The sequence below is a fragment of the Pseudofrankia coriaricola genome (assembly GCF_001854805.1).
GTDB lineage: Bacteria > Actinomycetota > Actinomycetes > Frankiales > Frankiaceae > Pseudofrankia.
On the sequence record NZ_MBLO01000268.1, the window covers coordinates 1 to 4,987 of the forward strand.

Sequence of the window (4,987 nt, forward strand, 5' to 3'; positions counted from 1 at the left end):
CTTCGGGCTGATGCCCTGCAGCCTCGCCAGCTCTGGGTTGCTGGCCGACGCCCGCACGGTGCGGCCGAGCACGGTGCGGCTCAGGAACAGGCCGAGCAGGAGCGCGACGAGGGGAACCGTGACCAGGACGCTCAGCTGCGCTCCGGTGATCCGCAGGCCGTCGACCGGCGACCATGCCCCACCCCACGGCACCGGATACGACTCGCTCGCGTAGTCGTCGAGGTCGGGAAGGCCGGTGACGATGGTGAGCGCCAGCTGCGCGACACCAATCGTCGCGACCAGCAGGATCACTCGCGGCGCCCGGAAAAGCCGGCGGACCACGGCGAGATCGACGAGCGCGCCGAACAGCGTGCCGACGACGAGCGCGATGACCAGGGCGATCCAGTACGGCACGTTCCACCGCACCACGAGCAGCGCGAACAGGACCGAGCCGACGAGGCCCATGTTCGCGACGGCGAAGTTGATGACCCGGGTCGACCGGTGGACCAGCACGATGCCGATCGCGAGCAGGCCGATGACCAGGCCGCTGACACCGCCATCGAACAGCAGCTGGGTAGTGGGCATCTGCATGACGAGTCAGCCACCTTCCCGGCCGAGGAACACCGCGCGGGCCAGGTCGTCACGTTCGACCAGCGCGCGGGCCGGCCCGGTGAACCGGACCTGCCCCTTCTCCAGGAACACCGCCCGGTCAGCGACCGCGAGGGCGATGTTCAGCGACTGCTCGACGACGACGATCGTCAGCCCGTCCGCCTTGAGCCGCTCCACGATCGCCAGCAGGTCCTGCACCACCGCCGGCGCCAGCCCAAGAGACAACTCGTCGATCAGCAGCACCTCGGGGTCGTGCAGCAGCACCATCGCCAGCGCCAGCATCTGCTGCTGCCCACCGGACAACGACCCGGCGAGCTGCGACTGCCGGCCCGCCAGGTCCGGGAACAGGTCCAGGACGTAGGCGAACCGGCGGTCGCGGTCGACCCGGTCGCGGCGGATCCGGAACGCCGCCATCTCCAGGTTCTCCCGGATGCTCATGTCCGGGAACACGCCCTTGCCACCCGGGAGCAGGTGCACGCCGTACTTCCCGCGCTGCTCCGGCGCGACATAGGTGATCGTCCGGCCGTTGAGCCGCACCACACCCCGCGACGGCGTGCCGAGCCCGCAGATGACCTTCAGGATCGTCGACTTGCCGGCCCCGTTCGTSCCSAGCARCGCCAGSGTCTCGCCACGGCGGACCTCGAACCCGACGTCGAACAGCACCTGSACSTKGCCRTAGGAGAARTCGACSSCATTGACCTGCARCACCGGGACGTTCTCCGGGTCGGCCCGCTGCCGGTCCCGCTCGGCGAGCTCCTCACGCAGGTCCGCGACCACCAGCGACAGATCGTTCYTCACGAACGACGCGCCSCGGATCATCATCAGCCCGCCGACCARSGTCGCCGGAATSCCGAYSACCAGCACCGCGACCCGSGGGTCGTAGGCGTTGCTGATCAGACCGGACARCAGGGCRCCRCCSGTGGCGCCGACGAAGAACATGTAGACSGCSGCMAGSGCGATYCCRAGMCCGCGCAGCCGGTAGGGCACCACCGACTGCACCACCGGACCGACCATCGMRAACGCCACCGASGCGAAGACCGCGCCCGGAATGCTCAGCAGCATGAACCCGACCCAGCCCGGCATGAACCACTGGAYCGGCAGTAGCACCGCGCCSGGYAGCACGCACAGCCCCAGCAGCTTCACCGCCCGCTCGGGGTCGCGRTGGTARAGCCGGTCRTAGCGSGGRGCGACGATCGGCAGTGCSACGACSAGGGCGGCGCCACCGAGGGAGCCCATCAGGCCCCGYTGGAASGTCGACATCCCGTAGTGGTCRTCCGCCCACAGGTTSGCCAGGAYGCTSGTSGTGAAMAGGCTGAARCCGAGCGCCGAGAACGCGATGATCGCCGTCTTCACCGTGCGGATCCGCATCAGCCGGGCGAACGCGGCCTCGATCGAGATCGGCATCGCCTCGGCGTCCTCGACCACCTCGCCGAGCACCGACTTCATCTCGTGCTGGCCCCGCGGCGGCTCCGGCAGCCGGAACGCCACCACCGCGACCAGCAGCGCCGGCAGCCCGAGGATGAAGAACGGCCAGCGCCAGCCGTCGTCCCCGCCCGCCARGGTCGCGATCCCCGCGACCAGCAGCGGGCTGAGCGCGCCGGCGGCGCGCGCGGCGCCGTATACCGATGCCGACAGCCGGCCGCGCACGCCGATCGGATAGGTGTCCGCGATCAGCGAGCCGTGCACCGTGTTGTTGCTCGACTTCGCCACCCCRACCCCGAACCGGGCCAGGAAGAACAGGAACGCGTTCGCCGCCAGACCGGAGGCGAGCACCATCACCGAGAACACGACGCCGGCCCAGCCGATCACCCGRCTGCGCCGGAAGTGGTCCGCCATCCAGCCCATCGGCAACGCGCCCAGCACCAGGAAGGCACCCGCCGCGGCCGAGATGAACACGATCGCGCCGTCGGACAGCCCGAACGCGTCCCGAATGTCGGGAGCCAGCACCGACAGCGCCGCYGACTCCAACTCGTCCAACGCGTTCAACAACACCAAAACCAGGAACGTCAACGAACCGCCCGCGGCCAGTCCCTGGCGCAGCGACAGCGACTCACCGCCGACGCCCGGCAGTAACTCGTCCGCGAACAGCACCTCACGCCGTGACTGGGCCTGCTGTTCCTGGCGTTCCGTCTCGGCGTCGATCAGCCCGGCGGCTAACTGGGCCGCCGAGGGCACGGTCTCGGGAGCAGGACTGGTGGGGGCGCTCATGAGCGCGCCCGGTCGTCGGGTGCTGCCCGAAACGGGAACATGTCGGACACCGTTGGCCTACTTTCCGGGGGTTGTCGGCGGCGCGGGCAGCGCGGGCGGCGCGGGCGACGCGGGCGACGCGGGCGACGCGTCGCCGACGGTGACGCTGGACAGGTAGGAGCGGCGGCCCTCGAGAATCGCTGGGTCGCCCACGACCTCGAAGGCGCCCCGCAGGCGGATGTCGTCGCAGGAGCCGCCCACGAGGACCTGGATCGGCCCGGGCTCCAGCACGAAACGTCCGTCGAGACCGACGTAGCCGAGCTGGCTCATCGCCACGGCGAACTCGACGGTCGCCGCCGCGCCGGGGGCGAGGCTGATCCGGGTGAAGCCGACCAGCTCCTGCGCGGGCCGGGTGACACCGGTCGCCTGGTCGGTGACGTAGAGCTGCACGACCTCGTCGCCAGCACGTTCACCGGCGTTCCGCACGGTCAGGCGGATCGTCACCGCCGCGTCGACATCGACGGCGGCGTCCACGTCCGAGGGGCTGATCGCGAGGTCGGTGTAGTCGAACGTGGTGTAGCTCAGGCCGTGACCGAACGGGAACAGYGGGGTTGACGGCAGGTCCAGGTAGCCCTGATGCATGTCCTGGTCGGTGCGCCGGTAGCCCGTGCCAGTCGGCTGACCCGAGTAGACCGGCGCCTGCCCGGAATGGCGGGGAATCGAGATGGGGAGCTTCCCACCGGGGTTGATGTCTCCGAACAGGGCCTCGGCCAGGGCCGTGGCGGCGTGCTGGCCGCCGTAGTAGCCRYACAGCAGCGCCGGCAGGTCCTCGACSACSTCGGTCAGCGCCATCGGCCGGCCGGTGAGGACGACGCCGACGCACGGSSTGCCGGTGGCGGCGACSGCCTTGACRAGCGCGACCTGGTTCGCCGGGAGGTCGAGGTTCGCGGTGTCGCTGCCCTCGCCTTCGGTGATGCCCGGCGTGAACCAGCCTCCCCGCCCGCCGAGGGCGAGGATCACCACGTCCGCGTCCCGGGCCGCCGCCACCGCCGCCGGGATGTCGGCCGGTTCCCCGTCCAGGACGCCGCACCCGGCGGTCRCYGTCACCTCGGCGSCGGGGGCGGCGGCGCGGACGGCCTCGGCGAGKGACCGCGCTCCGTACATCTCGCGYAGGTAGTCGTCGATCGACTTCCCCARCGGKCCGGAAAGCTCCTCGATCATCATTCGGACGGTGTCGTCCGAGATCGTTCCRGCCAKSTGCTCGGTGCCGGGAATGTTGACCCGCTCTCCCCGGAACCGGGAGGCSAGCAGTTGCAGCGCGCCCGGATAGGTGTAGGCCGGGAASGCGACCGYGAYGCCGTCCGCGTGCGGGCCGACGACCGCGATCCGYCGAWGGYCGCGGGASAGCGGCAGCAGGCCGTCGTTCYTGAGCAGGGTGACGGACTGCYGGGCGAGACGGCGGGAGAGCTCGACGCCGTCGCGAGCCGTCGCGTTGATGACGACCGGGTCCTCGGGGACGAAGGGCGTGTCGAACAGGCCAAGGGCGAACTTGTCCCGCAGCACCCGCCAGCACGCCTGGTCCAGCTGCTCCACCGGGACCTCGCCGCGATGAACCGCCTGGGCAAGGACGGGGCCGTAGCCGTCGGGAATCGGCAGCTCGACGTCGAGGCCGGCGGCCAGCGCCAGCCGGCCGGCCTCCTCGGCGTCGCGGGCGACCCGCAGCCGACGGTGCAGGTGACCGATGGTGTCGTAGTCGGAGACAACGGTGCCGGTGAASCCGAGGCGGTCGCGCAGCAGGCCGGTRAGGATCTCRCGGCTCGCGCCGGCCGGGACGCCGTCGACGGTGCTGTAGGAGTTCATCACCGCCGCGAGCCCGGCCAGTTTGATGGCGGCCTCGAACGGCCGGGCGTACACCTCGTACAGCTCGCGCGGGCCGACGGTGGTCCGGGCCATGTTCTGGCCGCTCTCGGTGGCGCCGTAGCCCAGGAAGTGCTTGCCGGTCGCGATGGCGCCCTCGCGCAGGTCGGTGCCCTGCAKGCCGCGGGTGAACGCGACGCTCATCGCGGAGACCAGGTACGGGTCCTCGCCGTAGGTCTCGTGCACCCGCCCCCAGCGGCCGTCGCGGGCCACGTCCATGACGGGCGACAGGACGAAGGGGTGGCCGATCGCACGGACCTGCCGGCGCAGGACGCCCGCCATCTCCTCGACCCCG

General features: G+C 71.1%; 3 protein-coding genes. All 3 read right to left on the reverse strand.

The genetic code is table 11. The features are described 5' to 3' along the window. On the reverse strand, positions 1-570 hold a 570-nt coding region (locus tag BCD48_RS42040), incomplete at its 3' end, for a branched-chain amino acid ABC transporter permease (RefSeq protein ID WP_131804226.1). 6 nt (positions 571-576) lie between these two features. Then, entirely contained in the window at positions 577-2,796 is a 2,220-nt protein-coding gene (locus BCD48_RS42045; RefSeq protein ID WP_071053995.1) for an ATP-binding protein, read from the reverse strand. Positions 2,797-2,853: 57 nt separating this feature from the next. Then, a partial coding sequence (locus BCD48_RS42050) for a glycoside hydrolase family 3 N-terminal domain-containing protein (protein WP_071053996.1) occupies positions 2,854-4,987 on the reverse strand: 2,134 nt, incomplete at its 5' end.